At 69.6% G+C, this 23,782-nt stretch carries 24 protein-coding genes and 1 tRNA gene; 14 read left to right on the top strand and 11 right to left on the bottom strand.

The genetic code is table 11. The features are described from left to right. Positions 1 to 49: 49 nt before the first annotated feature. On the bottom strand, positions 50 to 1,723 hold the full coding sequence (locus tag NO978_RS04010; RefSeq protein WP_257298233.1) for a DUF255 domain-containing protein: 1,674 nt from the start codon (positions 1,721 to 1,723) through the stop codon (positions 50 to 52). Positions 1,724 to 2,138: 415 nt separating this feature from the next. Next, the gene (locus NO978_RS04005) at positions 2,139 to 3,452 is read right to left on the bottom strand and encodes a hypothetical protein (RefSeq protein WP_257298232.1); all 1,314 of its coding nucleotides are present in this window, start codon (positions 3,450 to 3,452) and stop codon (positions 2,139 to 2,141) included. 92 nt (positions 3,453 to 3,544) lie between these two features. On the opposite strand from NO978_RS04005, the gene NO978_RS04000 reads away from it, so the two are divergent. The 4 genes from NO978_RS04000 to NO978_RS03985 all read left to right on the top strand — a co-directional run bounded on the left by NO978_RS04000 (position 3,545) and on the right by NO978_RS03985 (position 5,900). Then, a complete protein-coding gene (locus NO978_RS04000) occupies positions 3,545 to 4,144 on the top strand; it encodes an FxsA family protein (protein WP_257298231.1) in 600 nt (199 codons plus the stop codon). A gap of 78 nt (positions 4,145 to 4,222) precedes the next feature. Next, positions 4,223 to 4,296, top strand: a tRNA-Ile gene (locus NO978_RS03995). A gap of 76 nt (positions 4,297 to 4,372) precedes the next feature. Beyond that, complete coding sequence (locus NO978_RS03990; protein WP_257298230.1) at positions 4,373 to 5,260, top strand: haloalkane dehalogenase; 888 nt, start codon at positions 4,373 to 4,375, stop codon at positions 5,258 to 5,260. Between the two features lie 52 nt (positions 5,261 to 5,312). Then, positions 5,313 to 5,900 (top strand): archaellin/type IV pilin N-terminal domain-containing protein, encoded by a 588-nt coding sequence (locus NO978_RS03985; protein WP_257298229.1) that lies wholly within the window; start codon positions 5,313 to 5,315, stop codon positions 5,898 to 5,900. A 64-nt stretch (positions 5,901 to 5,964) separates the two neighbouring features. Here NO978_RS03985 and NO978_RS03980 read toward each other — a convergent pair whose 3' ends face one another. Next, positions 5,965 to 6,126, bottom strand: coding sequence for a hypothetical protein (locus NO978_RS03980; RefSeq protein WP_257298228.1), 162 nt, complete (start codon positions 6,124 to 6,126; stop codon positions 5,965 to 5,967). 169 nt (positions 6,127 to 6,295) lie between these two features. Between NO978_RS03980 and NO978_RS03975 the strand changes: the two genes are divergently transcribed. The 4 genes from NO978_RS03975 (at position 6,296) to NO978_RS03960 (ending at position 10,366) form a co-directional block, all read left to right on the top strand. Next, entirely contained in the window at positions 6,296 to 6,445 is a 150-nt protein-coding gene (locus tag NO978_RS03975) for a hypothetical protein (protein ID WP_257298227.1), read from the top strand. Positions 6,446 to 6,558: 113 nt separating this feature from the next. Then, a complete protein-coding gene (locus NO978_RS03970; protein ID WP_257298226.1) occupies positions 6,559 to 9,639 on the top strand; it encodes an FAD-binding and (Fe-S)-binding domain-containing protein in 3,081 nt (1,026 codons plus the stop codon). Positions 9,640 to 9,843: 204 nt separating this feature from the next. Continuing rightward, complete coding sequence (locus NO978_RS03965; RefSeq protein ID WP_257298225.1) at positions 9,844 to 10,059, top strand: hypothetical protein; 216 nt, start codon at positions 9,844 to 9,846, stop codon at positions 10,057 to 10,059. Between the two features lie 49 nt (positions 10,060 to 10,108). Beyond that, on the top strand, positions 10,109 to 10,366 hold the full coding sequence (locus NO978_RS03960) for a hypothetical protein (protein ID WP_257298224.1): 258 nt from the start codon (positions 10,109 to 10,111) through the stop codon (positions 10,364 to 10,366). 51 nt (positions 10,367 to 10,417) lie between these two features. Here NO978_RS03960 and pepF read toward each other — a convergent pair whose 3' ends face one another. Next, a complete protein-coding gene (gene pepF / locus NO978_RS03955) occupies positions 10,418 to 12,211 on the bottom strand; it encodes an oligoendopeptidase F (RefSeq protein WP_257298223.1) in 1,794 nt (597 codons plus the stop codon). A gap of 152 nt (positions 12,212 to 12,363) precedes the next feature. Here pepF and NO978_RS03950 point away from each other — a divergent pair, with 152 nt between their 5' ends. Beyond that, positions 12,364 to 13,671 (top strand): M28 family metallopeptidase, encoded by a 1,308-nt coding sequence (locus NO978_RS03950; protein WP_257298222.1) that lies wholly within the window; start codon positions 12,364 to 12,366, stop codon positions 13,669 to 13,671. Here the strand turns inward: NO978_RS03950 and truA are convergent. After that, positions 13,668 to 14,489: a tRNA pseudouridine(38-40) synthase TruA gene (gene truA / locus NO978_RS03945; RefSeq protein ID WP_369684098.1), complete on the bottom strand. Its 822-nt coding sequence runs from the start codon at positions 14,487 to 14,489 to the stop codon at positions 13,668 to 13,670. The genes NO978_RS03950 and truA overlap by 4 nt on opposite strands. Before the next feature lie 96 nt (positions 14,490 to 14,585). Here truA and NO978_RS03940 point away from each other — a divergent pair, with 96 nt between their 5' ends. After that, positions 14,586 to 15,005: a hypothetical protein gene (locus tag NO978_RS03940; protein WP_257298221.1), complete on the top strand. Its 420-nt coding sequence runs from the start codon at positions 14,586 to 14,588 to the stop codon at positions 15,003 to 15,005. A 4-nt stretch (positions 15,006 to 15,009) separates the two neighbouring features. On the opposite strand, the gene hisS is transcribed toward NO978_RS03940, so the two are convergent. The 5 genes from hisS to NO978_RS03915 all read right to left on the bottom strand — a co-directional run bounded on the left by hisS (position 15,010) and on the right by NO978_RS03915 (position 20,138). Then, positions 15,010 to 16,323 (bottom strand): histidine--tRNA ligase, encoded by a 1,314-nt coding sequence (gene hisS / locus NO978_RS03935; protein WP_257298219.1) that lies wholly within the window; start codon positions 16,321 to 16,323, stop codon positions 15,010 to 15,012. 313 nt (positions 16,324 to 16,636) lie between these two features. Next, a complete protein-coding gene (locus NO978_RS19900; RefSeq protein ID WP_257298218.1) occupies positions 16,637 to 17,662 on the bottom strand; it encodes a dipeptide epimerase in 1,026 nt (341 codons plus the stop codon). Continuing rightward, complete coding sequence (locus NO978_RS03925; RefSeq protein ID WP_257298217.1) at positions 17,659 to 18,672, bottom strand: DUF1611 domain-containing protein; 1,014 nt, start codon at positions 18,670 to 18,672, stop codon at positions 17,659 to 17,661. The genes NO978_RS19900 and NO978_RS03925 overlap by 4 nt, the downstream gene beginning before the upstream one ends. Positions 18,673 to 18,777: 105 nt before the next feature. Next, complete coding sequence (locus tag NO978_RS03920; RefSeq protein WP_257298216.1) at positions 18,778 to 19,671, bottom strand: Vms1/Ankzf1 family peptidyl-tRNA hydrolase; 894 nt, start codon at positions 19,669 to 19,671, stop codon at positions 18,778 to 18,780. A 77-nt stretch (positions 19,672 to 19,748) separates the two neighbouring features. Beyond that, entirely contained in the window at positions 19,749 to 20,138 is a 390-nt protein-coding gene (locus tag NO978_RS03915) for a DUF5802 family protein (protein ID WP_257298215.1), read from the bottom strand. A gap of 176 nt (positions 20,139 to 20,314) precedes the next feature. Between NO978_RS03915 and NO978_RS03910 the strand changes: the two genes are divergently transcribed. Next, positions 20,315 to 21,316, top strand: coding sequence for a hypothetical protein (locus NO978_RS03910; protein ID WP_257298214.1), 1,002 nt, complete (start codon positions 20,315 to 20,317; stop codon positions 21,314 to 21,316). A 61-nt stretch (positions 21,317 to 21,377) separates the two neighbouring features. After that, on the top strand, positions 21,378 to 22,034 hold the full coding sequence (locus NO978_RS03905; protein WP_089736033.1) for a metalloregulator ArsR/SmtB family transcription factor: 657 nt from the start codon (positions 21,378 to 21,380) through the stop codon (positions 22,032 to 22,034). Here the strand turns inward: NO978_RS03905 and NO978_RS03900 are convergent, their stop codons facing one another. Then, complete coding sequence (locus NO978_RS03900; RefSeq protein ID WP_257298213.1) at positions 22,035 to 22,658, bottom strand: hypothetical protein; 624 nt, start codon at positions 22,656 to 22,658, stop codon at positions 22,035 to 22,037. A gap of 211 nt (positions 22,659 to 22,869) precedes the next feature. Here NO978_RS03900 and NO978_RS03895 point away from each other — a divergent pair, with 211 nt between their 5' ends. Then, positions 22,870 to 23,265, top strand: coding sequence for a DUF5811 family protein (locus tag NO978_RS03895; protein ID WP_089736029.1), 396 nt, complete (start codon positions 22,870 to 22,872; stop codon positions 23,263 to 23,265). Between the two features lie 50 nt (positions 23,266 to 23,315). Next, positions 23,316 to 23,777, top strand: a complete 462-nt coding sequence (locus NO978_RS03890) for an NUDIX hydrolase (protein ID WP_257298212.1) — start codon at positions 23,316 to 23,318, stop codon at positions 23,775 to 23,777. Positions 23,778 to 23,782: the final 5 nt, after the last annotated feature.

Here is a 23,782-nt window from a genome sequence, read left to right as displayed (position 1 = left end):
CCGCATGCAGGCGTCGGGTCGACCCGACGCCGGGGTGCCTCTCGCTGGCTCAGCGCACCTGCTCGGAGACGCGCTGGCTGAGTTCTTCCGGCGTCGTGGCTGGCTCGCTCGTCTCGTCGCCGCGGACGACGTACGCCGCGTCGGGCTCGTCGTAGCCCTCGGCGGCGGGCACGACGACCTTCTCGTGGTCGGCCATCCGGAGCGCCGCCCGGTGGAGGTCGCTGCCCGCGTCGGCGGTCACGGCGATGACCAGCGGCTCGTTCAGCAGCCGCGACACCGCGCTGCCGTAGGCCGAGATCCGCACACCGAAGCGGTCCGCCGCACCGGCAAAGGCCGCGAGCGTGTCGCGAGCCACCTCGCGGTAGCGGTCCTCCCCGGTCAGGACGGCGAGGTCGAGCAACGCGTCGGCGAGCTCGACGTTGCCGTCGAGCGGGCGGAGTGGCCGGTCGAGCAGACCCACGCCCGCCGACGGGCCGTCGACGAAGGAGCCCTCGGACCGGACTGTCTCGATAGCGTGGTCGGCGACCGCCTGCGCAGTCTCCGTCAGGTCCACGTCGTCGTCAGCATTAGCGAGCGCGTCCGGCCCGAGCACCTGCCGCGCCTTCGTCAGCGCGCCGACGACTCGCGCGTGGTCGACGAGTAGCCCCGACGCGCCCGCCTCGTCCCCGGTCCGGTAGTGGGTCACGACGCCGTCGTCGACGAGGTCCGCGACGAGATGGGAGAGCGCCCGCTCGGCGTACCGCCGCGCGCCCTCGTCGTCAGTGTAGCCGTGGTAGGTGAGCAGCGCGTCCACAGCGAGCGCGTTCCAGTCCGCGAAGACCGTCTCGTCGACCGGCGGCGCCGACATCGACTCGCGGTCGCTCGCCTCCGCCGCGTAGTAGTCACGACCCTCGCCCGCGGCCTGGCTGCCCGCGAAGGCCTCGCCCGTCCAGAGCGTCGTCGTCAGGTAATCCACCGTCGACGCCGCGGGCTGGCGGAGCTCCTCCTTCCCCGTCAGCAGGTAGGCGTTCGCGAACGCCCGGACCAGCGCCGCGTTCGTGTCCAGCACCTTCTCGTAGTGTACGTCGGTCCAGTCCGGGTTGCCCGCGAAGCGGAAGAACCCGCCCTCGTAGTCGTCCAGCAGGTTCGCGCTCACCGCGTTCAGGCTCCGCAGCGCCTGCTCCTGCTCGCGCTTGAGCGCGAACTCGACCGTACGGGGCATCGGGAACTTCTCCGCCTCGCCCCAGCCGCCCGCGTGCTCGTCGTACGCCGCGCGGAGCTGTCCCACGAGGTTCGACTCGATGTCGGCCGTCAGCTCCCCGGCCGGCGTGTCGGTGCCCTGCAGCGAGCGCGGGACTCGCCCGGCGTCCGCGCCGCGCCCGTCCCACATCTCCCGCACCGAGTCGAGCACCTGCCGCATCCCGTCGACGCCGAGGTACCCCGCACCCGTGAGCACCTCACCCTCGGGCGTGAGGAACACCGTCGACGGGAACCCCCCCATGTTGTAGCGGTCCCGGACTCGCGGGTGGCGGTCGACGTCCACCCGGACCGGGACGAACCCGTCGTTCACGTTCGCCGCGATGCGCGGCTCGTCGTACGTCTCGCGGTCCATCTCGTGACAGTGCGAGCACCAGGTCGCCGAGAGCGAGAGGAGGACTGGCTGTCCTTTTCGTTCGGCCACGTCGAAGGCATCCTGACCCCACTCCCGCCACTCGACGCGTGTTTCGACTGCGGAGTCGTCCATGATTTGGGGTTCGGGTGTGCGTGCCTAAGGGTTGCGTGTTGTCGGTGCTTGTTGGAGGGTGATGGGTTCACAGTTCGTACAGAGGTAGCGTCTAAAACAGTCAGAAAGCCCCGAGGTTCTCGGCTCCCGCGACTCGCTGCGTCCCCAGAAATCGGAGATTTCCGGTGTGCTCACGAGACGCGGAGCGTCCCGTGACCGCTCCTCGTGCCGGCGGTGCTTGCTTCGTCGGGGTTCGCCGAGAACGTCGCCCCTTTCAGTCCCATCCACACACCACCACCCCCTCACGCCTCCCCAGCCGATTCGCTCGGTCGCAGCCTCCCTCGCTCATCCCTCGCACGGAATGGCTCGACGTGCTCCCTACGGTCGCACAGTCTCGCCAGCCGCGCGCCGGTGGTGGAAAGTCAGGACCTCGTCGTCACCCGAGGACGGGCACGCGGCGCACGCTCTCGTTGGCCGTCGGCGGCGTCACGGTGATGCTGCCGTCGTCGCCGGCCACGGTCGCGCCGTCGACGAAGCCGGCGTCGCCCCAGAGCACGATGACCGTCTCGTCACTGACGCGCACCAGGTCGAAGGCGTAGCCATCGTGGCTCCACCGGCCGTCGGTCGCGTTCGCGTGGCGGTCGAGGAACTCCTCGAACGCGCCCTCGAACTCGGTGGCGTTGGCAGCGTCGTCCCAGCGGAGCACCCAGGCGTGGCCCTGGTCGCTGTCCTGGAAGAACACGAGCTCGCGGTCCATCCCCCAGCCGGCGGCTGCCTCGGCCGCGCGGTCCGAGCCGAGCGCGGGGCCGAGCAGGATGCGGGTGTACAGCTCCCCACGCACGTCCCGGCGACCGGTCTCCCAGGCCGACGCGGAGACGTTCGCGCTCACGGAGAGGTTCCGGGGCGGTTCGTCGTCCCGCTCGGGGTGGAGGACCTGCTCGGTCGTCCGCGGCGGGTCGGCGTACACCTCGTCGAGCCCCTGCGGGGAGTCGATGCGCTGGTGGAAGTAGGCCGCGCCGAGGTAGTGACCGGACCACAGCACACGACGGACGATTCCGAAGTCGTCCCAGCGCGCCGTGATCTCCTCGCTCAGGTTCGGCGAGTTGGACAGGTGCTCGTCGGCGTAGGTGTCGGCCACGTAGGTCGGGCCACCTTCGACGAGTGCTCTCTGGACGTCCCCTCCGTCCGTCGTCTGGAGGTACTCGCGGCCGAACTCGTCGAGCAACAGCTCTCGTCGACCGTCCGATTGATATCGGTGTGAGAGTTCGTGCGCCAGCACGTTCGCGATGACCGACTCCGACGCGTTCGGTTCGTACATGACGTTGACCGGACCGCCACTTCCGATGAGAACACCGCCTCCAGCGGGGAAAGACGTCACTTCTGGACGGGCGAACACGTAGTGAAGTCCCGAGGTACCCCCTTCCGAGGCGACGGCGGACACGTTTCGCCGGTCTACGGTCACCGTCACCGAGGAGACGTTGCTCGGCTGGACGCGCTGGACGTACTCGGCGATTGGTCGGGCGTCGACCGGGAGTTCGTCACCCCGGACATCGACCTCAAGGGAACCCGTGGTCGCCGTGTGAGTCGCTATCGTCGTCGTTGTCGCCTGGGACGACGCTGTCGTCTGCGTGCCAGCATCCGACTCCGTGGCCGTCGGTTCCGCGGTCGGGGCAGTCGTCCCTCCACCGTCGAACCCGGCACAGCCGGCGAGCAGCGAGAGGAGTACCAGCGCGAGAACCAGTCGCCTCATGGACAGTAATCACCGAAACCGACTGAAAAATCTGCTGCTCACCGCCCGTAGATAGAAAAAGGGCTTTGAGGGGTGGCCCGCTACACCCGGACATGCGAACGCTCCGGGTTATCGGGCTGCTGTTGCTCATCCCCCTGCTCGATGCGATCCTGCTCGTTGCCATCGCGGCCTGGGGCTTCCTCGGCCCCATCGAGACAGTCGCGCTCGTCGTGCTGACCGGGCTCGTCGGGATGTTCCTCGTCCGCGCCGAAGGGCGCAGGACCATCCGGAAGATACAGCGCAAACTCGTCGAAGGCAAGCCCCCGACGGACGAGCTCATGGACGGCGGCCTGCTCATCGCGGCCGGGGCGTTCCTCCTCACGCCGGGGTTCGTCACCGACACGCTGGGCGTCCTGCTCACTATCCCCATCACCCGCGTGCCCATCCGCGTCGTCCTGAAGAAGTACGTCGTCACGCCGTACGTCGACAAACAGGTCGGCGGGATGGCAACTGGCAACGTCTGGACCTACGGCTTCCCCGAGGGCGAGGACCCGTTCGAGAACGCCGGCGGTGCGAGCGGCGGTGGCGGCTTCGGCGGCCCCGGCGGCTCCGGCGGCCCCGGCGCTGGTTCCGGGGACGCGGGCGGCGACAGCAACGACGACGACGTGTACGATCTCGGCGACGACGCCTACGACATCGAGTTCGAGGAGTGAGCGTGCGACGGCGTGGCGATGGACTGCGAGAAAGAAACGTTTAAACGTTCCAGCACTCAACTCAAAATCGCAGACCTCGGGCCGATAGCTCAATCAGGTTGAGCGCCACTCTGATAAGGTGGAGGCTCTCGGTTCAAATCCGAGTCGGCCCACTTTTCGAGGAACAATAGTCGAGCAGCGACGCGTGGCGGCCGAACCGTTTTCACGCCGGCGAGAGTTGCTCACGCCATGACGGAACTCGTGCGGACACCCGAAGAACAATTCGAGGGGTTACCGGGGGACGACTACGACGCCGAGTACGTCAGCGTCGGCGAGCCGGAGATGGCGTACGTCGACGAGGGAGAGGGGGAGGAGACGTTCCTCTGCCTGCACGGCGAGCCGACCTACTCGTTCCTCTACCGGAAGATGGTTCCGGGCCTCGCCGAGCACGGGCGCGTCGTCGCGCCGGACTTCGTCGGCTTCGGGCGCTCGGAGAAGTACACCGACGAGGACGCCTACTCCTTCGACCGTCACTTCGACTGGCTGGTGGCGTTCCTGGCGGAGCTCGATCTCGACGGGCTGACCCTCGTCTGCCAGGACTGGGGCGGTATCCTCGGGCTGGCGGCGGCGGCGCACCACCCGGAGCGGTTCGACCGCATCGTCCCGATGAACACCGGCATTCCCGACGGGACACAGGAGATGCCCGAGGTGTGGCACCAGTTCCGTGAGATGGTCGAGACCGCCGACCAGCTGGACGTGGGGCGGCTGGTCGAGGCGGGCTGTGCGACCGAGCTCCCGGAAGCCGTGCTCGACGGCTACCGCGCGCCGTTCCACACCGACGCGGTGAAGGCGAGCGTCCGAACGTGGCCGGGGATGGTCCCGCTGTCGCCCGACGACGAGGGCGCGGCCGTGATGCGGGCGACCCGCGAGCGCCTCGCGAACTGGGAGCAGCCGGCGTTCGTGCTGTTCTCCGACTCGGACCCCATCACCGGGCCGAACCGCGACCCGCTGCGCGAGTTCCTGCCGACCGCGAGCGAGCAGCCGGACGTGTGGGTCGAGGGGGCCGGACACTTCCTGCAGGAGGACGCCGGCGAGCGGGTGGCCGAGCACATCGCCGAGTTCGTCGCCCGGACGTAGCCCGGACAGTCCGGCGGACAGAACTATGTGGCCGCCGAGTCGTGTGAGGAGTATGAAACGACGGGGCCAGGCCGGCATCGGGACCCTCGTCATGTTCGTGGCGCTCGTCGTCGTCGCCGCCATCGCGTCGGGTGCGCTGCTGGGCGGGGCGAACGCCATTCGACTGCAGGCCCAGGACGAGACGGAGTCCACCCTCGCCGACATCGGGACCGGCGTGAACGTCGTCAACGAGGTCGGTCGCGTGGACGACGACGGCGAGAGCGTCCGGTACGTCCGCCTCAGCGTCAAGCTCGGCTCGGGGACCAACGAGAGCGACCTGCGGAACGCGACCATCCACTACACCGACGACGACACGACGGCGACGCTGAACTTCACGAACCGCACCGCGAACGCGACGAACTTCTCGGTCGCCGCACCGGTTGACAGCGACGACTCGGCACCCGTGCTGAACGACGACACGGACACGTTCCACGTCTTCGTCGCGGTGGAGGCCATCCGTGCGGGTGCCGAGGACGGCCCGGCCGGGATCACCTGGCTGACGAACGGGGGACTGACCATCGTCACGGAGAACGAGATGCGGACGACGGTGACGCTGACCCCCCCGGCTGCGCTCGACGGCAGGGAGTGGGTCATGGTCTGAACGAGGGACGTGACAGGGACCGACCCGGGAGTCGGCGGGACGACGGACCGACGCCGCCGGGTGCCTACCAGTCGAGCCGTTCGACGCTGTAGCTGCCGCAGTTCGGGCAGGTGTGGTACTGAACGTCGAACCGTGATTCGCAGGAGCGGCACGTGTACTCGCCCCCGAACTCCCGTGTCTGAACGACCCCCTGGAGGCGGCGTTTGACAGCTGTCAGCGGTCCCATCCTACTCTCAAACTCGGACAGGACCATTTTAATCGTTCGGCCTGACCGGCGTCACCGACCAGCGGTCGCCGCCCCGTCTCTGGACGGCAACCGGGCCGTCGCAGCCGTCCACTTTCACTTTCACCGCGCTTGGCTGGCCGTTATGTGTGGTCTCCCCCTATCGAGACGTATGGCTACCCAGGACATCGGCGAAGCGCTCGACGCTGCCCGGCTCGCGGCCGCCAGCGACGACTACGACGGGCTGGAGTCCGCCGGGCTCCGGCTGGTCGCGCTCGCCCGTCGCCACCGCCAGGAGGCTCGCCGGGCCGACGCCGACTGAGCCGGAGCGGCGGCGACCAGCCGCCCGGGCTGACCCGAGACCACGCCAGCGCGCGGCCGACAGGACTGCCGCACTCGCCACGTTTTACACCGCTGGGTTCCCCAGTCTCCGCCATGGCCAGCGACCCCGACGTCGTCGACCGGGACGCGCCCCTCGACGCGCGCGACGCGGCGGCGACCTACGACTACCGGAGCGACGACGTGGCCCGGCCCGACCTCCTCGACGCACTCTCAGCCCGGGTCGACGGCGACGTCCGCTTCGACTCCTACTCCCGCCAGCTGTACGCGACGGACGCGAGCATCTACGAGCAGTTGCCCGTCGGCGTGGTCTTTCCGCAGTCGACGGCCGACGTGGCCGCCGTCGTCGCTTACTGCGCCGACGAGGATATCCCGGTGCTCCCGCGTGGCGGCGGCACCTCGCTGGCCGGGCAGACCGTCAACGAGGCCGTCGTCCTCGACTTCACGCGGTACATGGACGCCGTCGAATCGCTCGACCCCGACGCACGTCGTGCCCGCGCCCAGCCCGGGGTGCGCCTCGGCGACCTGAACGACCGGCTCGCCGACCACGGGCTGAAGTTCGCGCCCGACCCGGCGTGGGGCGACAAGAGCGCGCTGGGCGGCGCAATCGGCAACAACTCGACGGGCGCGCACTCGCTGCGCTACGGTAAGACCGACGCCTACGTCGAGTCCTGCGAGGTCGTCCTCGCGGACGGTACCGTCACCGAGTTCGGCGAGATATCCACCGAGGAGCTCCGCGAGCGTGCCGACCCGGACGGCGACCTCGAGGCCCGCATCCACGCCGCGGTCGCCCGGGTGCTCGACGAGGAGGCCGACGGGATCCGCGAGCGCTACCCGGAGCTGAAGCGCAACGTCTCGGGCTACAACCTCGACTGGCTCGTCGCGGACGCGGCGGGGGCGAGTCGCGACGTGGGCGAACCCGACGCCGACGGCGGCACGGTCAACCTCGCCAAACTGCTCTGCGGGAGCGAGGGCACCCTCGCCGTCGTCACCGAGGCCGAGGTGTCGCTCGAACCCGTCCCCGCGACGAAGTCGCTCGCGCTGCTGTGCTACGACGACCTCGTGACCGCGATGGCGGACGTGCCGGCCATCCTCGACCACGACCCCGCCGCCGTCGAGCTCGTCGACGAGGTGCTGCTCGACCTCGCACGCGACACCGCCGAGTTCGCCGACGTGGCCGGCCGGCTGCCGGCTGGGACCCGGGCGACGCTGCTCGTGGAGTTCTACGCCGACGACGACGCCGCGGGCGAGCGTGCGGTCGGGGATCTGCTCGCAGACCGTGTGCCCGCGGCGGGCGAGGGCTCCGACGACGGTGCCGGCAGCGACGACCAGCGCCGCGCCTTCGACGCGCTCGAGGCCCACGAGGACGCCGAGCGCGCCAAGATCTGGAAGCTCCGCAAGTCCGGCCTCCCCATCCTCCTCTCGCGCACCAGCGACGCGAAGCACATCTCGTTCATCGAGGACACCGCCGTCCCGCCCGACTCGCTGCCGGCGTTCGTCGAGGGCTTCCGCGAGATTCTCGACGACCACGACACCTTCGCGAGCTTCTACGCCCACGCCGGGCCCGGCGTACTCCACGTCCGCCCGCTGGTGAACACGAAGACGACGGCGGGCGTCGAGTCGATGGAGTCCATCGCCGACGCCGTCACCGACCTCGTAGTCGACCTCGGCGGCTCCGTCTCGGGCGAGCACGGAGACGGGCGCGCCCGGACCCAGTGGAACCGGAAGCTGTACGGCGACGACCTCTGGGAGACGTTCCGCGACCTCAAGACCGCCTTCGACCCGGACTGGCTCCTGAACCCGGGCCAAGTCTGTGGCGACGTGTCGATGACCGAGAACCTGCGTAGTGGCCCCGACGACACGTTCGACGCCGGCTTCGAACCCGAGCTGGAGTGGGAGAACGAGAACGGCTTCCAGGGGATGGTCGAGCTCTGTCACGGCTGTGGCGGCTGTCGCGGCGACCAGCACACCACCGGTGGCGTGATGTGCCCGACCTACCGCGCCAGCCGCGAGGAGATCACGTCGACCCGCGGTCGCGCGAATATGCTCCGGTCGGCGATGGCCGGCGACCTCCCCGACGACGGCTTCGGCGACGAGTTCGTCGACGAGGTGCTCGACCTCTGCATCGGCTGCAAGGGCTGTGCCCACGACTGCCCGAGCGAGGTCGACATGGCGAAGCTCAAGGCCGAGGTCGTCCACGAGCACCACGAGCGCGAGGGCGTCCCCCTGCGCGACCGCCTGTTCGGCCGCATCCACGACCTCTCACGGGTCGGTAGCGCCCTCGCACCGCTCTCGAACTGGCTGGCTGACCTCGGGCCGGCGCGTGCCCTCGGCGAGCGACTGCTCGGCGTCGACGCCGACCGGTCGCTCCCGACGTTCCACCGGAAGACGTTCCGGAAGCGGTTCGCGGCCCGTGGCGGCCCGGCGGTTCCCGAGCACGACGCAGACCGAAAGGTGCTGCTCTACCCCGACACGCACACGAACTACACCGACCCCGATGCGGGGATGGCTGCCGTCGCCGTGCTGGAGGCCGCCGGCGTCCACGTGCAGGTACCCGACGGCGTCGGCGACACCGGTCGACCGGCGCACTCGAAGGGACTGCTCGACGCGGCCCGGGCGACCGCCCGCGAGAACGTCGCCCGGCTCGCACCGCGGGTGCGCGACGGCTGGGACGTGGTGCTGGTCGAGCCATCGAACGCCGTCATGCTCCAGTCGGACTACCTCGACCTGCTCGGCGGCGCCTCCGCGCGCGACCTCGCCGACGCGACCTACGGCGTCTGCGAGTACCTCGACACGTTCCGGCTGGACGAGAGCATCGCGTTCGACGCGCCCGGCGAGTCGCTCACCTACCACGGTCACTGCCACCAGAAGGCGACCGCGAAAGACCACCACGCCGTCGGCGTGCTCCGGCGCGCGGGCTACGACGTGGACCCGCTCGACTCCACCTGCTGCGGGATGGCTGGCAGCTTCGGCTACGAGGCGGAACACCGCGGCATGAGCGCCGCAATCGCCCGCATCCTCTACGACCAGGTCGACGAGAGTCCCGGCGACCGCGTCGTCGCGCCCGGAGCGTCCTGTCGGACCCAGCTCGCGGACCGCGACGTGCTCGTCGACGACGGCGACGGCAGCGAACCGCCGACCCCGGTCGAACTGCTCGCGCGCGCACTCGAACGGTGATATCGGTTGCCCCTACGACAGGAATCGGACGTACTGGGGCCAGTAGAGAGCTTTTTGACGCTCGAATCCGTAACTTCGTACGGACGCACTCGCACGCTCCATGGTTCACCCGTTCGCGTGCGTCCACCCCGTCAGCCGCGGTTCGGGCCGTCCCCGTCGGCACGAACCGGGGCATTGACGCTTCTCCAGTCCGAAGCCGCGGCTATGGCAGAGACAAGGAGCTTCGACGAGAGCCGGACGCTGCTCGCCGGCCTGACCGTCGCCTTCGCCGTCATCATCCCCGGGGTGCTCAAGTACCTGCTGACGAGCGCCGGCTTCTCCTTCCTCGGAACGCTGGTCTGGGCCCTCGGGTACGGTGGCTTCGCGCTCGTTTTCTGGTACCTGTTCATCCGCCCCATCGACCTGACCGGGCCAGAATAGCGTCCTTTCGTTAGCGTTAAGACTGCACCGCCGGGAGACGATACTAGAAATGAACGGGCTCGCACTGCAGGTCATCGACAGCTTCCTGCTCAACTACAACGTGGGGCAAGCGCTCCTCTTCGTGTTCGTCCTCTCCGTACTCGGGACGCTCCCGCTCAAGTCCCTGAAGACAGTCGGCCTGGTCGTCGTCACCTTCGGTGCGGTCTTCGTGGTGACGCCGTCGAGCCTCGCCCCGGTACAGTACCGCTTCCTCGGGCTCGCCCTGCTCATCGTGGGGCCGATGCTCGTCATCATGGCACGAAAGTAAGACGCCCGTCCGACCCGTTCTGCCGATTGTTCCGACGAGAAACCGAAGTGCCTACAGCAGCGCTTCCATCTCGTCGAGGTAGTCCCCGTACGTGTCGAGCGCCGCCTGGATCGGCTCCGGCGAGCTCATGTCGACGCCCGCACCCTGCAGCAGGTCGAGCGGGTACTCGCGCGAGCCCTTCGCGAGGAACTCCCGGTAGTTCGCCGCCGCGTCGGGCTGGTCGTCGTCGAGGATCTTGCCCGCGAGGGCGACGGCCGCGGAGATACCCGTCGCGTACTGGTAGACGTAGAACGAGTAGTAGAAGTGCGGGATGCGCATCCACTCCCGGGTGATGTGCTCGTCCACGTCGGCGGGCCCGTAGAACTCCCGCTTCAGGTCGCCGTAGGTCTCGTCGAGCGCGTCGGGCGTGAGCGGCTGCCCTGCCTCGACCATCTCGTGCGTTCGGTGCTCGAAGTCCGCGAACATCGTCTGCCGGTAGAGCGTCGAGCGAACGCGCTCCAGATACTCGTTGAGGACGTGCCGCCGGAACTCCTCGTCCTCGACGGTGTCGAGGAGGTGCTGGGTCAGCAGCGTCTCGTTGACCGTCGAGGCGACCTCCGCCACGAAGATCTCGTAGTTGGAGTAGATGTAGGGCTGCTCCTGTTTCGTGTACTGGCTGTGCATCGAGTGACCCAGCTCGTGCGCCAGCGTGAACATCGAGGAGATGTCGTCCTGGTAGTTCATCAGGATAAAGGGCTGGGTGTCGTAGGTCCCGCCGGAGTACGCCCCCGACCGCTTGCCCTGATTCTCGTACACGTCGACCCAGCGCGACTCCAGGCCGTCGGCGACGCGCTCCTGGTACTCCTCGCCGAGCGCGCCGAGCGCCTCGACGATGTACTCGGTGGCCTGCTCGTACGCCACGTCGGGACTCTCCGTCTCCGTCATCGGCATGTAGAGGTCCCACATCGCCAGCTCGTCGACGTCGAGCGCCTGCGCCTTCAGCTCCGTGTGGCGGTGGAGCTTGTCGAGGTTGTCGTGGACGGTGTCGAGCAGGTTGTCGTACACCTCGACCGGGACGTTCGGGCCGTCGAGCGAGGCCTCGCGGGCGGTGTCGTAGTTCCGCGCCCGCGCCAGCTTCACGTCCGCCTTCACGGAGTTCTCGTAGGCCGTCGCGACGGTGTTGCGCACGTCGCCCCACTCCTCGAAGTAGCCCTCGTACACCGACTGGCGGAACGCGCGGTCGGGCTCTTTCAGCAGGTTCGTGAAGTTGCTCTGGGTGATCTCGACCGTGTCGCCGTCGGGTTTCTCGACGGTCGGGAACGACATGTCCGCGTTCGAGAGCATGGTGTACACGTCGCCGGTACCGCCGGTGACCTCCGAGAGGTCCGCCAGCAGCTCCTCGACCTCCGCCGAGCGGGTGTGTGGCTTCATCCGCAGCACGTCGTCGAGGTAGTGGTCGTACTCGGCGAGGCCGTCGGTCGACTCGACCATCGACTCGATCTCCTCGCGCGTCGCGGACTGAATCTCCGGCTCGATGAACGACGCGGCGCTGGAGGCGTCCGCCGACAGCGACTGCGCCCGCGTACTGTAGCCCTGATACGTCTGGTCCGTCGTGTCCTCGTCCTTGCGCATCCGGGCGTAGGCCGCGACCATCGACACCTCGCGCATGACCTCGTCACGGAGTTCGAGCGTCGCGAGCAGCGTCTCGCCGTCCTCCGTGACCGCGCCCTCGTAGTGTTCGAGGTCTTCGAGCCGTGTCTCGACATCCTCGAACGCCGCCTCCCACTCCTCGTCCGTCGCGTAGATGGATTCGAGGTCCCACTTGTACTCGGTGTCGACCTCGGACCGCTCCGGGACTGAACTCATGTGTTTCGGTTCGGAACTGGGCGTTCGTAAGCTTTGTCACCTTCCCTCGGGACCGGGCGCCCCGCCGCAGTCTGGCGGTCCGACGACCTCGTCCGCCCAGCCAGCCCGGCGGCGACACAACACGTTTCCCGTTTCCGCACACAGAACGTTTCATGGTAGACGTAGACGCGGTCCTCGGCCGACTCTGGCGCGACGACGAACCGTGGGACGTGCTCAGTTCCCTCTGCGAACTCGACGACCGGCTCGCGGGCCATCACGGCGAGGCCCGGGCGGCGGACCTCGTCGCCGGCGCGTTCGAGACCGCGGGCGTGGCGAACGTCACGGAGTTCGCGGTGCCGATGACACGGTGGACCCGCGGCAGGACCGAGTTCGGCGTCGTCGAACCGACCCCCCGGACCTTCGAAGCCATCGCGCTGCCGTACTCGCCCGCCGGGGAGGTGCGCGCGCCACTCGTCGACGTGGGCTACGGCACGCCCGAGGAGATCGACGAGGCCGACGTGGCGGGCGCGGTCGTCGTCGCCAGCACGGACACCCCGCCGGACCGCCGCATCGTCCACCGCATGGAGAAGTACGGGCACGCCGTCGACGCCGGCGCGGAGGCGTTCGTCTTCGCCAACCACGTCCCCGGGCAGCTCCCGCCGACGGGGTCGCTCCGGTTCGACGAGGGCGGCGCAGTGCCCGGCATCGGCGTCTCCTACGAAACTGGCGAGTGGCTCCGGCGGTACGCCGACCGGGACGGTGCGGTCCGGGTGTCCGTCGACGCCACGAGCGACGAGAGCGAGACCCCCGTCGTCCACGGTGTGCTGGGCCCGGACACCGAGGAGGAAGTCGTCGTGCTCGCCCACCTCGACGCCCACGACGTCGGCGAGGGCGCACTCGACAACGGCTGCGGCGTCGCCGTGGTCGTCGGGGTCGCCCGCGCCCTCGCCGAACTCGACCTCGACTGCCGGGTCCGGGTCGCCGCCGTCGGCGGCGAGGAGGTCGGTCTCGTCGGGAGTCACGGGCTGGCTCGCGAGCTCGATACCGCCTCGGTGCGTGCGGTCATCAACGTCGACGGTGCGGGCCGACACCGCGACCTCGTCGCGTTCAGCCACGGCAGCGACGACCTCGAACGCCTCGCCGAGTCGCTCGCCGACGACACCGACCATCCGGTGCAGGTTCGTCCCGACCCGCACCCCTGGAGCGACCACTGGCCGTTCCTCACGGCGGGCGTGCCGGCGCTCCAGCTCCACTCCGACAGCGGCGAGCGCGGCCGCGGCGTCACGCACACCCGCGCCGACACGCTGGACAAGGTCGACCCGCGGACCCTCCGGAGTCACGCGATGCTCGCGAGTCTGCTGGTCCAGCGACTGATCGAGACGGAGCCCGACCGCGTGTCGCGGGCGGACCTGCTCCAGGCGCTCCGCGACCGGGAGTACGAGCCGGGGATGCGCGCCGCCGGGGTCTGGCCGGAGTCCTAATCCTCGCCGACGCCACCGGCGATCCGGCGACAGAGCCGCCCACGCCTCGTCGCTCGGGTCGCCCGCTCCCCGAACACCTCGCGGACGCTCTCCGCCCCACGGCGGTCGGGCTCGAACGCCAGCCCGGGGTACGCGGCGTCGACGAAGACGAGCCCACCGGGCGGCGCCGCCGGCGGTATCTCGTGGTCCGGGAGCGTCCCCGGCGTGAGCACGCTGTCGACGCGCTCGACCGGCACTACCCCCGTCGCGACAGACCGCACCAGCGAGACGAGCCGGCGGACGAGTTCGTGGAGAAAGCCGTCGCCCCGGACCCCGAGAACCAGGAACTCCCCGTCGCGCTCGACCGTCGCAGTCCGCAGCCTGCGAGTCGTGTTCCCCGACGAGACCGCCGAGAGGTCCCGGAAATCGTGAGTTCCGCGGAGCCGGTCGACGGCCGCGCGGGCCAGTTCGAGGTCGGCACCCGGGGCGTACAGGTGGTACTCGTACGCCCGGCTCGCCGCGTCGTGGGTGGCGTGGAAGTCGGTCGGCGCATCCGCGTGGGCCCACGCCCGCACCGTCGCCGGGAGCTGGCCGTTGTACGCCCGTGGCGTGAGCCACTCCGGCGCGTCGAACGCGACTGTCTGGCCGAGGCCGAACACGCCCGCGTCGGTCCGGCCCGCCGCCGCGTAGCCCGGGGGCTTGTCGGCCTCGTCGCCGAGTACCCCCAGATCGCGGAGCGCGTCGAACAGCGCGCCCTCGACGGTCGGTACCGACGGCTGGCGCTGGAAGCCGTGGAACGGCCGGCCGTCGTACGCGATCCGGAAGGCGCCCCGTGGCACGCCCGGTGGTTCGCCGCGGTCGAGTATAATCCCCTCGTCGCCGCGGCGCGGACCGCCGCCAACAGGGTTAGGAGTCCCCGCACACACCGTGCGAGCATGGAGACGTTCACGGGCGCGGAGGTCGCCGAGGTGGTCGGCGCGGACCTGGCCGCACAGCTCGGCGTCGACGAGGGCGAGTACACGGCCGACGAGGTAGCTCGAATCACGGACGTGCTGGGCGAGAGCGCCGAGCTCGCGGAGTCGGTGGCCGACGGCGAGGCCGACCTCGCGACCCTCTTCACGCCCGATTTCATGGCCGCACACAGCGAGTTCGACGACTTCGAGGCGTTCCTCGAGTCGAGCCCGTGGACCGAGGACGAGATCACGGCCGCGTTCGCCGGAGAGACGCCGGACGGCGAGAACCCGGCGGCGGCGAACAGCACGTTCCTCTCGCGGACGACCGAGTTCGAGACGCCGGGCGCGATGGTCCAGACCGCCATCATCGACCGGACGAGGAGAGAGATCGGGTCGGACTGAGCCGTTACTCCGCGAACGTGTCGTACGTCGGCCGGTCGTGCTCGCCCGGGAACGCGCCGACCGGCGCGGTCGTCTCGTCGCCGGATTCCATATCCTTCACGGTCACTTCGTCGTTCGCGAGGTCCTGCTCGCCGACGACGACGACCGTCTCGGCGTTTATCGAGTCCGCGTAGCCGAGCTGCGCGCCGAAGCTCCGGGACGACACGTCCGTCTCGACGACGTGGCCGCGCTCGCGCAGGTCGCGGGCGACCCGGGCCGCGATGGGCCGCGTGTCGCCGACGGAGAGGACGTAGTAGTCCGTGGAGACGGCCTCCTCGGGCCAGACGCCGGCGCGCTGGAGCAGGAGCGGCAGCGTGGAGTTCATCACGCCCGGCGCGACGCCGACCGCCGGCGTCGGCTGGCCGCCGAAGGACTCGATGAGGTCGTCGTAGCGCCCACCGCCGAAGACGGCGCGGGAGACCTCGCCCGTCGAGTCGAAGCACTCGAACACGACGCCCGTGTAGTAGTCCAGCCCGCGGGCCGTCGTCAGCGACACGTCACAGAACTCGCGCACGCCGAAGTCCTCGGCCGCGCCGAGCACGTCCTGCAGGTTCGTGACGGCGTCGTGGACCTGCTCGCTCTCCGACCACTCGAGGAGCGCGTCCAGGTCGTCGTCGCCCGCCAGCAGCAGGTCGTCGAACTCGCGCGCCTGGTCGTACGTGAGCCCGGCCTCGTACAGCAGGTCGAGGTACTCGTTCTCCTGCACCTTCGCCCGCTTGTCCACCGCGCGGATCGCGTTCGTGGTGTCGACGTCCGCGTCGAACTCCCGGAGCAGCCCCCCGAGGATGTCGCGGTGCGAGACGCGGAACTCGAACTCGTCGGCCGTCAGCCCGAAGTTCGTCAGCATGTCCGCCGCGAACGAGAGCACCTCGGCGTCGGCCTCCGGCTCCGCGGAGCCGAAGATGTCGACGTTCGTCTGGTAGAACTCGCGGAACCGCCCCTGCTGGACCTGCTCGTAGCGCCAGAACGGCCGCGTCGAGAACCACTTGATGGGCTTCGAGAGCTCCTGCTGCTTCGCGACGACCATCCGTGCGACCGTCGGCGTCAGTTCGGGGGTGAGCGAAACGTCCCGCCCGCCCTTATCCTCGAAGGCGTACAGCTCCTCGACGATCTCCTCGCCCGACTTGTCGACGTACATCTCCGTCCGCTCCAGTGCGGGTGTCGAAATCTCGCGGAAACCGTAGCTCCGCGCCGTCTCCTCGACCGTGTCCATGACGGCCCGGTAGGCCGCCATCTCCGCGGGGTAGACGTCACGGAACCCTTTGAGTCCCTCGTACATGGAGCGGGATTCGGCCAGCGCGCGCTTGAAAGCTTCCATCATCGCTTGTCGTCACTGGATTCATGTTTAGGGCGAAAGACGGAGACGTGACCCTCTGAAAGCACCTATCGTCGCGGGACTCTCTCGGACCGATAACAGCCAGAAAGCCCCACCCGACCGCACAGCACCGCACCTCAGGCCTCCCCAGCCGACTGCGATGCTCGGTCGTTGACTCCCTGCGCTTCTCGTCCCTCGCACGTGCATGGCGAACGGCCTCGCTGGCGCTCGGCACGCTCGCCGGCGCGCGCCACGGGGGAAACTCAGGGGGTCGTCGTTACCGCAGTCCGATGCCGGGCGTGTCGTCCAGCTCGATGGAGCCGCCGGCCCGCACGGGTCCGTCGTACGGGTCCGAGTCGTCGGCGAGCAGGAGCGAGCCGTCGAGGTCGACGTAGTCACAGAGCGGCGCGAGCTGTGCGCCGGCGGAGATGGCGGCGTCGGTCTCGATCATGCAGCCGAGCATCACCTCAAGCCCGTGGGCGCGGGCGGCGTGGACCATCCGCCGTGCCTCGACGAGCCCCCCGCACTTCATCAGCTTCAGGACGGCCACGTCGGCGCGGTCGGCGACGGCGGGAATGTCGGGAAGGGTGACGCAGGACTCGTCGACGGCGACGGGGAGCGACGAGTGCTCGTACACGTACCGGAGCCCCTCGGGGTCGGCGGCGGGGACGGGCTGTTCGAGGAACTCCACGTCGTAGTCCGCGAGCCACTCGGCGTTTGCGACGGCCTCCTTCGGCGTCCAGGCCTCGTTGGCGTCGAGCCGCAGCGTGGCGTCCGGTGCGGCCTCGGCGACGGCGTCGACCCTGGCGCGGTCGTCGTCGGTGCCGACCTTCACCTTCAGCGTGCCGTAGCCGGCGTCGGCGGCGCGGCGGGCGCGGTCGGCCATCGTCTCCGGGTCGCCGATGCCGACGGTGTAGGACGTGTCGGGGGCTGCATCGGGGTCGAGTCCCCAGTAGCGCCAGAGCGGGAGGTCAGTGTGGTGGCCGACGAGGTCGTGCAGCGCGATGGAGACCCCACAGCGTGCGGCCGGGTTGCGCCCCAGTTCGTGGGCGAGGTCGCGCTCAACCCGCTCGACCTGGAACGGGTCGTCGATGGCCTCGATTCGGGGACGCAGGCGCTCGATGGCGGCCTCGACGGTGGCCGCGGTCTCGCCGTAGTGCGCCGAGGGGGCGGCCGAGCCGACACCCTCGTGGTCGCCGTCTGCGAGCCGGACGACGACGTTGTCGGTGCGGTCGGTGGAGCCCCGCGAGATGGTGAACGTCTCCGCGAGTTCGAGGGAGACGCGCTCGACGGTGAGCTTCACAGTATCGCCTCCAGCACGTCGTCGGCCCCGAAGCGGACGAGGTCGGTCGCGGGCGCGTCAAGCGCGTCGGCGAACTCGTCGACGGCATCCCGGACTGCGTCGTCGTCATCGAGCCCGACGGTGTTCAGCGCGCCGGCGACGACGCCCGTCTCGCGGACCGGTGCTGCCAGCCCCTCGTACAGGTCGACGTACGTCTCGACGGGCTGGAGCGGAAAGGACTCGTAGCCGTGGACCGCCTCGCGCCCGGCCTCGTGGCAGAGCACCAGCGAGTCGGGCTGTGCGCCGTGGAGGATGCCGCAGGTGACCGCGGAGTACGCGGGATGGACGATGGAGCCCTGGCCCTCGACGAACAGGTAGTCGTGCTCGTCGCCCTTCTCCAGTATCATCGACTCGACCGCGCCCGCGGTGAAGTCGCTGACGACGCGGTCGACGGGCACGCCCCAGTTCTCGATCATGATGCCGGTCTGGCCCGTCGGAATCACGGCGGCGTCGTGGCCGGCCTCCCGGGCAGCCTCGCAGAGCTCCATCGTCGCCGTCATCTTCCCCACCGAGCAGTCCGTGCCGACGGTGCAGACGACCTCGGCGTCGACCTCCCCCGCCACGCCCTCGGCGACGGTCAGGTCCGCGGGCGGCTCGCGCACGTCCCAGATGTCACAGCCGTTCGCCGCGGCGAGGTCGGCGAACTCGCCGTCGTCCGCGAGGAAGTAGTGCAGGCCGGCGACGAGGTCGCAGCCGTTCCGGAGCGCCGTCCGCACGTCGTCGCGCCAGGACTCCTCGAAGCCACCGCCAATGGGTGCGATCCCCACGACCAGCGCGTCGCAGTCCGGCGCGTCGGCCATCGACGCGACGATTGGGGCGTCCTGTACGTCGCCGACGAAGTCGCCGACTCGGCTGCCGGCGTTGTCGCGGTCGAGCACCGCGACCACCTCGTCGTCGCTGTAGCGGAGCAGCCCGAGCGCGGTCTTGGCGCGGTCGGGGAACTTCTCGTGGGCGAGGATGGCGATTCGCATGACTCCGGGTTCGCCCGATGACGTGAAAAGCGTTCTCGGGACGGCAAGGTGGTCGGGACTGTCGGGCCGCTATCGAGTCCCCGACCGACTCGCCCGGGCCAGCCGCTAGAACGTCGACAGCCGGGTCGTGAAGAACTCGTGCAGTGCGGCGTCCAGCCCCGCCGTACCGCCCTCGCTCACGTCTACGGCCGCCGTCGCCGCCGCCTCGTCGGAGAACTCGCCGACCAATCGCCGGTCGCCGACGACGAACAGGCGGTCGGCATCCCGCTCGGAGATCGCCGCCCGACACTCCGCAAGGTGGTCGCGGATCTGCTCGTCGCGGATGCGCTCGAACCGACCCTGCGAGAAGCCGCCCTTCGAGTGGTCGCTCTTTACGTCGCTCTCGAACGAGCGCGCCGAGCGCCGCTCGCGGCCGTCGTACTCGCCGATTGCGAACACGTCCGCACGGACGAGGGCGAGGGCGAACTCCCCCGTCGGCTGGCACCACGACCGGTCGATCCGGGGCGAATCGCCCCACTCGCAGAACGGCTCGGGCTGGACCGGCGGTTCCAGCACCGCGGAGACGAGCCCGGCGTCGTCGGCGTAGACGAGGCATGGCGTGGCACGTTCGACCAGCCGGGCGCGGTCGCCGAGCAGGTCGGCGACGGCGTCGGACGCGTCCGCGCCGTCAGCGACGGCCGCCGAGACGAACCCCTCGGGCTCCGTCTCTACCGATTCCAGCCGTCCGAGCACCGCGTCGAGTCGCTCGTCACGGAGGTCGGCCCGGTCGCGGAAGGCCAGGTCGTCCCCGTCGTCCTCGCGCCGGTCGAGCTCGCCCTCCAGCTGGGCGATGCGGTCCTCCAGCCGGTTGACGCGCTCCTCCGCGTCCTGTCTTTCGCTGACGGCGTCCGCGCGGCGTTCGGACTCCGCCTCGAGCTGGGCCGCCAGGCGCTCGGTCTCCTCCTCCAACTCCTCGATGCGGTCCTTCAGCGCCGCGCGGCCGAGCAGCTCGTCGAGCATCGTACGCATCCGGGAGAGCCGCGCACTTCTAGGTTGCGCAGTCGGGCCGTCCGTCGAACAAAAGCGGCAGTGGGCGCTCAGGTGCCCGTGTTCGGTCCCACGTCGAACTCCTCGGTCGGCTCGGCCTCGGCGTACCCCGTGAACTGGAGCAGCTGCGAGGCCCGGTCCGCCTTCGCGAGGAACACCTCGGTCAGCTCCGGTGGGTTGGTGATGTCGGTCCGCTCGAGGAGCGACGCCGGTACCGCGAGTGTGTCCGCGGGGACCCAGTCCTCGCCGCGCACGGCAAGGTGAGCCGTGTCCAGTTTCATCACCAGCGGGCTGTCGGTCCGGGTGACGCCGCTCCCGTCGTGGTAGAGTTGTTCGGCGACGCGCTCGTGCTGCTCGCGTTGCATCACGGGCTCGTCGCCATCGGACGGCGTGACGTACAACCGCCCGAGATAGTAGCTGGTCGAGAACTCTTCGAACATGCTGTGCACGTGTATGGAAGACATTGACACGCAAAAGCCTACTGGGCAGTATTTATGCCGGACCACAAATCGACCGACTACAGCCGGAAAAACGGTTCTGAACGGTCCCGCTCCTGCGGGTGAACCGTCCGAACAGTGGTAGAGGTTTTTACCGTAGTCAGTCCTAGGCCCCGGTGATGAAGCGTACACTCGCTGTACTGGCCTGCGTCATGCTTACCGTCGCAGCCCTCCCCGTGGCGGTCGCGGACCGCCCGGCCCCCGCGACGGCGGGCGACGCAGCGACCGCAGATACGCCACCGCAGGCGGGGAACAACAGTTCCTCGAACCGGTCGATGGGTGGAGCCTTCTCCACGTTCACGCAGTCCGCTGCCGCCGACGCCGACGCCGAAATCGAGGGCGGTATGTGGACCGCCGCCTGGAACGGGTCCGGCGACAACGCGACGCAAGTCCGGCTCGTCGAGGGTCGCACGAACGCCCTCGAAGCGCGACTCGACGCACTTCAGGAGCAGCGCAAACGGCTGCAGGAGCGCCGTGACGAGATGAGCCGCGTCGCCTACCGCGCACAGCTGGCGTCGCTGACCACCCGCCTCGCCGCGCTCGGCTCCGCACTGAACCAGACCGAGGAGGCCGCCCGCGAGGTCGGCGTGAACACCACCGAACTCGACCGCCTCCGGCAGAACGCGAGCGAACTCACCGGCCCCGAGGTCGCGGAGATGGCCCGCGAACTCGGCGGGGGCGGCCCGCCCGAGGACGTGCCCGGACTCGACCGGGACGACTGCGAGACGGAACGGCCGAACTGCGGGAACGAAACCGGGGCCGGCGAGGGCGGCCCAGGTGACGACCCCGGCCAGGGCGAGGGGAACCGCGGGAACACGTCCGATGGCCCGGGAAACGCGCCTGACGGTCCTGACGACGCCCCTGGCGGCGACAATAGCTCCGACGACGACCCGGGAAACGGGCCTGGCGGTCCTGACGACGCCCCCGGCGGTGGGAATGGCTCCGACGACGGCCCCACTGCCGGTCCGGGCGGCAACGGCTCCGACGGTGGTAACGACGGCAACGGCGGCAACGGCCCCGGCGATGGTAACGGCGGCAACGGCGGCAACGGCCCACCGGACGACGGCATCTACGGGGGCGACACCGTCCTCCTCGAGCCAGTTCGGCAGGCCACGACCTGATCGACGGCGGCCGGACCGGAGGGGTGACGCTTTTACGCGCTAATCGCCAAGGCACAGCTAGATGGACTCAGCGGCGTTGCTCGACCTGCTCGGAAACGAGAACAGACGGCGCATTCTGCGCCTGCTCGCTCGGAAACCGTGCTACGTCACCGAAATCAGCGAGTACCTGGGGGTCAGCCCGAAGGCGGTCATCGAACACCTCCGGAAGCTCGAGGACGCCGGCCTCATCGAAAGCCACACCGACGACCAGCGCCGGAAGTACTTCCACATCGCCCGGAACCTCCGACTGGAAGTCAACGTCTCCCCCTACGCCTTCGCCACCAAGAGCGCCTACCCCGCCTCGAAGAGCCTGGACATGACGACCTGTCGGCACCTCAAACTCGACGTACAGTACTCCGAGGAGGGCGAGGACACGAACGACCTCGTCGCCGACCTCTCCCGGCTGGAGGAGCTCGAGAACGAGCTCTCGATGGCACAGCGGTGGGTACAGGGCCGCATGACCGACGTGCTCGACCGCATCACGGACACCGTCGGTGCCGGTAGCGACAGCCGGCTCTACGCCGACGTGCTGCTCGCGGTGCGCTCCGAGCCCAGATCCGCCGTCGAGATCGCAAACAGCGTCGACGCACCCCCGGGAATGGTCGAGGACGTCCTCGCGGACCTGCAGGACAACGACCTCGTCCGCTACGGCACGGACGGCTGGCAACTCGCCGACTGACTACCAGCTCAGGTCGTCCTCGAACTCGTCGGGGTCGCTGGTGAGTCCCTTCCGCAGGTCGGACCCGAAGTAGTACCCGGCGAGCGCGCCGACCAGCCCGAGGCCCCCACCGACCGCGAGCAGCAACTGTCCGTTCGCGAGCGCGATGAACCGCAGGCTGCTCAGTACGGTCGTCACCAGTCCGACGCCAGCGCCCGCGAGCGCCGTCTCCGGGTACCGGCCCTGCGACGTGCCGAGCCCGTACACGAACGCCGCGCCGACGAGCCCCGCCCAGCTCGCGAGCGCGCCGAGGACGGGGACGAACCCACCGGCGACGAAGCCCGCGGTCAACAGCGCCGTCGCCAGCAGGAACGACTTCGGGTTGAAGTAGCGCCGCCAGCCCTCGCCCGTCGACTCGGACTGCTGGGACTGCTCGGCCTGCGTCGACGCCGAATCGTCCCCGAAGCCGAGGTCGAACCCCCCGTCGTCTTCGGTCGGGGAAGGCTCGCTTCGGGTGGACTGCTCGGCGTCCGACTCGCGGGCGCTCTCGCCCCCGCCGTCGAGATCCGAGAGGAGGTTGTCCGTCTCTGCGAGGAGCTCGTCCGTCGACTTGTCGACGGTCTTCTCCTCCGAGCCGTCTGCCATGGGTAGACGTATCGGGTGTCCGACCAAGAGCCTTTTCGTCGGCACGACGACCGTTCGGCAGGCCACAGCCCCGAGCACCAGCTCCGGAAGCCCAGCACGGGCAGCACGCGTAGCCGCCTCGGGGGGCGAACTCGCCTGCTCAGTCCCTCCCCGACTTCCGTAGCCGAACGACTTTTAGCCCATCCGAACATAGGCGGAGTAGCGAGCTTTTATGAATGGAAACACTCCGTACGCCGGTCTTCCGGGCAGCACGCAGGCAGGGAAGCGTGCGTCCGCCGACGTGCCAGAGCTCACGGCGGAACAGAAGCGGCGGCTCCGCGCGGACGTCTCCCGCATCGCCGCTCTGACCCGGGAGTTCCTCCCCGACGAGTACGTCGTCGACGGCGACATCTCCAACGGTGTCGGCGGCCCGCAGGCGACCGTCGCCGTCCAGCCGCCGGTCGGCAACCCCATCAGCGCGGGCTTCACGCCGGACGTCGACGAGTTCGGCGACGAGGACCTCATCGACCCCGAGGACCAGGCGGAGGTCGCCCGCGGACTGGCGGCCTCGGCTGCGCTCCAGGTGAAACACGCCATCTCCGACTCGGTGTCGCAGACCGCGCGGTAGCGGGGGCGAAGCAACAGTTTTAGGCCGGACGGTCGACTCTACGCCGGTCTATGCCACCCATCCAGACGAAGGTCCTCGGAATACTCGAACGCGACGGCGAGCACCTCCTCCAGCGGCTCACCGACCCGGGTGAGGGCGCGTTCTACCGCCCCATCGGCGGCAGTATCGAGTTCGGCGAGGAGAGCGGCGAGGCACTGGAACGCGAGTTCCGGGAGGAGCTGGACGTCGAAATCACGGCGGGTCAGACGCTCGGCACCATCGAGAACCGGTTCAGCTGGGAGGGCGAGCCCGACCACGAGCTCGTCGTGCTCCGGGCCGCCGAGTTCGCGGACGAGTCGCTGTACGAGCGCGAGGCGTTCTCGGGCGTCGACGCCGGCGGGGCCATCGAGTACGACGCCGGCTGGTTCGACCTCGGAACGGTGCAGGATGGCCCGGAGCCGCTGTACCCCGGGGGGCTGTGCCGGCTGCTCGACGGCGACGGCGACGGCGCGGGCCACGTCGCCGAGCCCTGACCGCG

This window comes from Haloarchaeobius sp. FL176 (assembly GCF_024609245.1).
In the GTDB taxonomy this organism is placed as follows: Archaea; Halobacteriota; Halobacteria; order Halobacteriales; family Natrialbaceae; genus Haloarchaeobius.
The sequence above is the reverse complement of the archived record's forward strand: the minus strand, read 5'-3'. Positions and strand labels throughout refer to the sequence as shown.

What these genes read in the sequence shown, in the direction of transcription:
- hisS (WP_257298219.1), bottom strand. Translation starts at nt 16,323, where the DNA reads ATGTACGAGGGACTCAAAGGGTTCCGTGACGTCTACCCCGCGGAGATG.
- NO978_RS03960 (WP_257298224.1), top strand. Translation starts at nt 10,109, where the DNA reads ATGAACGGGCTCGCACTGCAGGTCATCGACAGCTTCCTGCTCAACTAC.
- pepF (WP_257298223.1), bottom strand. Translation starts at nt 12,211, where the DNA reads ATGAGTTCAGTCCCGGAGCGGTCCGAGGTCGACACCGAGTACAAGTGG.
- NO978_RS03900 (WP_257298213.1), bottom strand. Translation starts at nt 22,658, where the DNA reads ATGGCAGACGGCTCGGAGGAGAAGACCGTCGACAAGTCGACGGACGAG.
- NO978_RS03950 (WP_257298222.1), top strand. Translation starts at nt 12,364, where the DNA reads ATGGTAGACGTAGACGCGGTCCTCGGCCGACTCTGGCGCGACGACGAA.
- NO978_RS04005 (WP_257298232.1), bottom strand. Translation starts at nt 3,452, where the DNA reads ATGAGGCGACTGGTTCTCGCGCTGGTACTCCTCTCGCTGCTCGCCGGC.
- NO978_RS03965 (WP_257298225.1), top strand. Translation starts at nt 9,844, where the DNA reads ATGGCAGAGACAAGGAGCTTCGACGAGAGCCGGACGCTGCTCGCCGGC.
- NO978_RS03985 (WP_257298229.1), top strand. Translation starts at nt 5,313, where the DNA reads ATGAAACGACGGGGCCAGGCCGGCATCGGGACCCTCGTCATGTTCGTG.
- NO978_RS03990 (WP_257298230.1), top strand. Translation starts at nt 4,373, where the DNA reads ATGACGGAACTCGTGCGGACACCCGAAGAACAATTCGAGGGGTTACCG.
- NO978_RS03905 (WP_089736033.1), top strand. Translation starts at nt 21,378, where the DNA reads ATGGACTCAGCGGCGTTGCTCGACCTGCTCGGAAACGAGAACAGACGG.
- NO978_RS03920 (WP_257298216.1), bottom strand. Translation starts at nt 19,671, where the DNA reads ATGCTCGACGAGCTGCTCGGCCGCGCGGCGCTGAAGGACCGCATCGAG.
- NO978_RS03890 (WP_257298212.1), top strand. Translation starts at nt 23,316, where the DNA reads ATGCCACCCATCCAGACGAAGGTCCTCGGAATACTCGAACGCGACGGC.
- NO978_RS03970 (WP_257298226.1), top strand. Translation starts at nt 6,559, where the DNA reads ATGGCCAGCGACCCCGACGTCGTCGACCGGGACGCGCCCCTCGACGCG.
- NO978_RS04000 (WP_257298231.1), top strand. Translation starts at nt 3,545, where the DNA reads ATGCGAACGCTCCGGGTTATCGGGCTGCTGTTGCTCATCCCCCTGCTC.
- NO978_RS03940 (WP_257298221.1), top strand. Translation starts at nt 14,586, where the DNA reads ATGGAGACGTTCACGGGCGCGGAGGTCGCCGAGGTGGTCGGCGCGGAC.
- NO978_RS03975 (WP_257298227.1), top strand. Translation starts at nt 6,296, where the DNA reads ATGGCTACCCAGGACATCGGCGAAGCGCTCGACGCTGCCCGGCTCGCG.
- NO978_RS03915 (WP_257298215.1), bottom strand. Translation starts at nt 20,138, where the DNA reads ATGTTCGAAGAGTTCTCGACCAGCTACTATCTCGGGCGGTTGTACGTC.
- NO978_RS03980 (WP_257298228.1), bottom strand. Translation starts at nt 6,126, where the DNA reads ATGGGACCGCTGACAGCTGTCAAACGCCGCCTCCAGGGGGTCGTTCAG.
- NO978_RS04010 (WP_257298233.1), bottom strand. Translation starts at nt 1,723, where the DNA reads ATGGACGACTCCGCAGTCGAAACACGCGTCGAGTGGCGGGAGTGGGGT.
- NO978_RS03925 (WP_257298217.1), bottom strand. Translation starts at nt 18,672, where the DNA reads ATGCGAATCGCCATCCTCGCCCACGAGAAGTTCCCCGACCGCGCCAAG.
- NO978_RS03910 (WP_257298214.1), top strand. Translation starts at nt 20,315, where the DNA reads ATGAAGCGTACACTCGCTGTACTGGCCTGCGTCATGCTTACCGTCGCA.
- NO978_RS03895 (WP_089736029.1), top strand. Translation starts at nt 22,870, where the DNA reads ATGAATGGAAACACTCCGTACGCCGGTCTTCCGGGCAGCACGCAGGCA.